This is a genomic window from Candidatus Thiosymbion oneisti (assembly GCF_900092655.1).
Lineage (GTDB): Bacteria > Pseudomonadota > Gammaproteobacteria > Chromatiales > Chromatiaceae > Thiosymbion > Thiosymbion oneisti.
Map to the genome: position 1 here is coordinate 1 of NZ_FLUY01001506.1, position 4599 is coordinate 4599.

General features: G+C 55.9%; 3 protein-coding genes. All 3 read left to right on the plus strand.

The annotated features are described in order from the left end of the window. The first annotated feature begins 41 nt into the window (after positions 1–41). The 3 genes from BQ17_RS15315 to BQ17_RS15325 all read left to right on the plus strand — a co-directional run bounded on the left by BQ17_RS15315 (position 42) and on the right by BQ17_RS15325 (position 4251). Entirely contained in the window at positions 42–2012 is a 1971-nt protein-coding gene (locus tag BQ17_RS15315) for a B12-binding domain-containing radical SAM protein (protein ID WP_089728512.1), read from the plus strand. A 71-nt stretch (positions 2013–2083) separates the two neighbouring features. Beyond that, a complete protein-coding gene (locus BQ17_RS15320) occupies positions 2084–2713 on the plus strand; it encodes a hypothetical protein (RefSeq protein ID WP_089728514.1) in 630 nt (209 codons plus the stop codon). Between the two features lie 44 nt (positions 2714–2757). Continuing rightward, positions 2758–4251: a hypothetical protein gene (locus BQ17_RS15325; RefSeq protein WP_089728516.1), complete on the plus strand. Its 1494-nt coding sequence runs from the start codon at positions 2758–2760 to the stop codon at positions 4249–4251. The last annotated feature ends 348 nt before the right edge of the window (positions 4252–4599 follow it).

The following is a 4599-nucleotide window of genomic DNA, read 5'->3' on the forward strand; positions in this document are numbered from 1 at the left end:
AGGTTGCCGCCGCACTCCAAAACGTCCGGTGGTACCCTTCCATGATCGTTGGCAGTCCGGAATCCATAAAGAGCCAACCAAAATTACCGCGGGTCTTAACCCGTGAAGATTTCGACAGTGACGAAGAGTTCGCGCGGTACCAATCGAACGAGGCGGGAGAATGGGTCTCTACCCAAGACCGGGAAGAACAACGGCAAGGGTGGGAGGAATCGGCGTTACAGACGATTCATGAGAATCGATTACCTATCCGGAAGAACGGGCGGCGTCGGTTCCATCTCCTATTGATCAAGCCCTCCCACTATGATGACGCGGGTTACGTCATCCAGTGGTTGCGCTCTTCCCTGCCGTCGAACAGTCTGGCCGCCGTTTATGGCATCGCCAGGGACGCGGCCGCGAGAAAGGTCCTCGGCGAAGACATAGAGATCCGCATCCGGACTCTGGATGAGACTAACTCGCGCGTCGATGTAAAGAGGCTGGCACGCGCGGTCCGAAGGGATGGTGGTAAGGCCCTGGTCGGCTTGGTCGGAGTGCAATCGAACCAGTATCCGCGTGCCCTGGACCTGGGCCGGCGCTTTCGCGCCGCCGCGCTGCCCGTGGTGATCGGCGGCTTCCATGTCAGCGGCTGTTTGGCCATGCTCGAAGCCATGCCGGTGGAGCTCAAGGAGGCCCTGGACTTAGGGATCAGCCTGTTCGCCGGCGAGTTGGAGGGCCGGTTGGACGACCTGTTGCGCGACGCCGCACGGGGCCAGCTCCGGCCCGTCTATGATTTTCTGAGCGACCTTCCCGACCTGCGCGGCACGCCCGCGCCCTATCTGCCTCCGGATCGGGTGCGTTTGACCATGGGCAAGCGCGCGAGCTTCGATGCCGGTCGCGGTTGCCCGTATCTTTGCAGCTTCTGTACCATCATCAATGTCCAAGGCCGCAAGTCCCGGCACCGTACAGCGGACGATGTGGAGCGGCTGGTGCGTACCGGCGCGCAGGACGGGATCACCAACTTCTTCATCACCGACGACAACTTCGCCCGCAACCGCAATTGGGAGGCGATCTTCGACCGGCTGATCGCACTGCGCGCGTCAGGTATGGAGCTCCGGCTCGTGACCCAGGTGGATACTCAATCTCACCGGATACCGGGCTTCATCGAGAAGGCAGGGAAGGCAGGGGTCACCCGTACCTTCATCGGCATGGAGAGCATCAACCCGGATGCCCTGAAGGGCGCCCGCAAGGGCCAGAACAAGATCACCGACTACCGGGCCCTGCTGCAGGCCTGGCATCGCGCGGGCGTGCTGACATACGCGGGCTATATCATCGGCTTCCCGAACGACACCCCACAGTCCATTCGCCGGGATATCGAGATCATCAAGCGCGAGCTGCCCGTTGACATCCTGGAATTCTTCGTCCTGACGCCCCTTCCGGGCTCCCAGGACCATCAGCGCCTGGTAGAGCAGGGGGTTCCTTTAGATCCCGACCTGAACAACTACGATACTCAGCATGTGACCATGGACCACCCGCGGATGTCCAAGGCGGAGTGGGAGGGTATCTACCGCGAGGCCTGGGATCTGTATTACACCGAAGCGCATGTCGCCACGGTGCTGCGGCGCGCACGCGCCTGGGGCTATGATCCCGAGAACATGATGGCCAAGCTGTTCGCCTTCCACGCCCCGGTGGTCCATGAGGGTATGCACCCCTTGGAGGGCGGATTGATCCGGCGCAAGGTGCGGCGGGACCGCCGCCCGGGATTCCCGATCGAAAACCCGCTGGTCTTCTATCCCAAGCTTGCCTGGGAACACCTGAATAAATTCACCGGCGCCTTCCGTATGCATCGGCGTTATCGGCGGATCCTGGCCAGGGTCTTAGCGGACCCCGACCCGGAGGCCTATACGGATATCGCCATGGCGCCCGTCGGGCAGAGCGGGGAAGACAGGTTGGCGCTCTTCACGGCCACTGACTCGGCCCAGGAATTCGTGAACAAGCAGCGCGCGCTTGCAGCCAAGCGTGTTAAGACGGGGGCCTGAGTTGGTATATAATCACACGGAATGTGACATGCAGCGAAGATCAGGTAATTACTTTTCAACTGAGGGGTCTGATGATGGCAATCGGTAATGGAAATGGGAATGGGAATGGGAACAGTGTCGTAAATACCGACCCGAACGGTCGTCCCATATCGCCCGGTGCTCAGCTGATCGCTGATAAATTGACACGGGGATTCGATCGGCTGAAGAATGAGATGGACGATCACGAGAAATTAATCCAAAGGAAAATGGAGCGGAGAGAGAAAGCATTGATGGGGGCGATTTTTATTTTGGTTATCTTCTCCGCTGTTGCCTTACCCTTCATAGCCAAATTCATGTATGATTTAAATCAGGCAATGAAAGAAATGACCTCTTACATGAAGACAATGAACGATAGCATGTGGGTCATGAAGGACAGCATGACAGGGATGGGTGACGACATGGCCAGCATGCGCAAGAATATGTTCACTATGGATAAAAGCATGACGGTGATGAGTAATAACATAGATGGTATGCAAGAGAATATGTCCAATATGGATGGCAGCATGACTACTATGAACCAGAGCATGCAGGCGATGACTAATCATGTGTCCATGATGGATCTCGGCATGCGCAACATGAACTACTCGGTGCACGAAATGGACCACACCATGAGGCATCCCATGCAAAGCATCAGCAACATGGTCATTCCCTGGCGCTGGTGATCCCGGTAAAAAAAGTGTTCGGATAAAGAACAGAGATTGGAAAGGTGGGCAATATTGGGACGCGCACAAAAGAGATAAAGGATACCCCCCGGGATCCGATCCCTTGGTTAGCGGTCGCCTTGGCTGTTTTGGCCTACTTCCCATTTCTCTTCTCCACTCAATGCCTCTATCCGCTCAGCATCCACGGGTGGGAATTCATAAGTAAGTGGCATGGAAAGATTCCCGATATGGGGTATTGGGAGCTTCAGGCCTACTGGTATAAAACACACACGGGGCGTTACACTGCCGTGGCTTTGGAAACCGCCTGGCCGTATTGGCATAATCTGACGCTTTTTCGGCTCCTTGCCCTGATCGATCTGCTACTGATTCCCGTCAGCACCTGGTGGTTGTTTCGGAGCATGATGCCCGGCCGATCCGCCACCCTGATCACCGCGCTGGTACTCGTGCTCTATCTGCACCAACTGAGCAATACGTACGACAGCTTATTAAGGTTCGACGCCATAATCCCCTATCATACAGGTCTGATTGCCACACTGCTATTTACGGGCCTTCTGATCAGGCAACTGAAATTACCCAAGCCTAATTGGTTCGCATGGTTTGGAACCCTCGTTCTCGGCGTCTTCACTATCGGAACCAACGAGATCAGCATGATACAATTGCTGGGGATCACTACCGCAGCCATACTGATTTATCATCTTTACTCCAGGCGCCCGTCTATCTATCTTTGGATACTATTCGCCTGCTTACTCGCCTTTTCCATTATCGAGGTGCTTGCCCCCGGCAACTTCGTACGTATGGGTGCATATGGAGCCGAAGGGAGGATTCTGCCTGCGCTATGGCAATCACTGGGGGTCAGCGTCTACCTTTGGACCGGCTGGCTGGCGGACAGCTTGCTCCTTCCCGCTGGGCTGCTATGGGTGCTCTTACTGGCAAGTAAACGGCAAGTACTCGGGAACGTCTTTACCTTTGGGGCACCGCTTTACTGGCTTACAGGTCTTTTATTGATCACTCCCGTCTCATTGTTTCCTCTCCTGTATGGTACTGGAGGCCATAGTTTAGCGGAAAGGGTCGTGGATCTGATATTCTTCACGGTGACCATCCTTTGGTTCGGTACGATCGCCGCGTTATTCGAATCATATGGGCAACGACTGCAATTGCAGGCCAACACTTATAGATTGATTGCGATTCCATTGAGTGCTTTTCTCGTACTCCATCTTTTTGCTGACGGCCTGGGAGTAAACCGGCAGACCCCAAGGGCAAAGGCCGACTTTTGGGACTTAATACAGGTAGACTCCAATATCGGAAAAGGGTGGTTGCAGGTCATAGAGGGTACAGCCCTAAGGTATGCCAGGGAAATGGAGAGAACCGGAGAGATGGTCAAGCAATGCAGTACGGATACCTGTGTGGTGACTCCCCCTACTGCCGTGAATTTTATCGGCTATGACCCACTCTATGACCAGCTATGGAACCGGGGAGACATCTGGATGGGCAAGGCCTTGGGAAACCCCCGCGTCAAGCGGGTTGTCTATGAGAAATAATGCAAAGAGGCATGATCGGGGTGGCTCTTTATGGATTCCGGACTGCTTTGGAGTCAATGCCATTAAGTTAAGCCTCAAAGCCCCTCTCCCCGCGGGAGAGGGGTTGGGGAGAGGGCGAAAAAAACAGCGCACGATCAATCGCAAACCGCGTCGGTGACGCTTAACTTAATGGCATTGGCTTTGGAGTACGCCGGCAAAGCGGCGCGGCCGCATCGAACCCCAGCCACGGGGGATACCAGCGGCGTTGGCCGGGAATCCGGGCCCTTATAGATTCCACCCGCGCCGCGGCGACGGCGCTTTCCCCTGGCCGCAACACCTGTGTTGGGAACGGATACATCGCTAAATCCA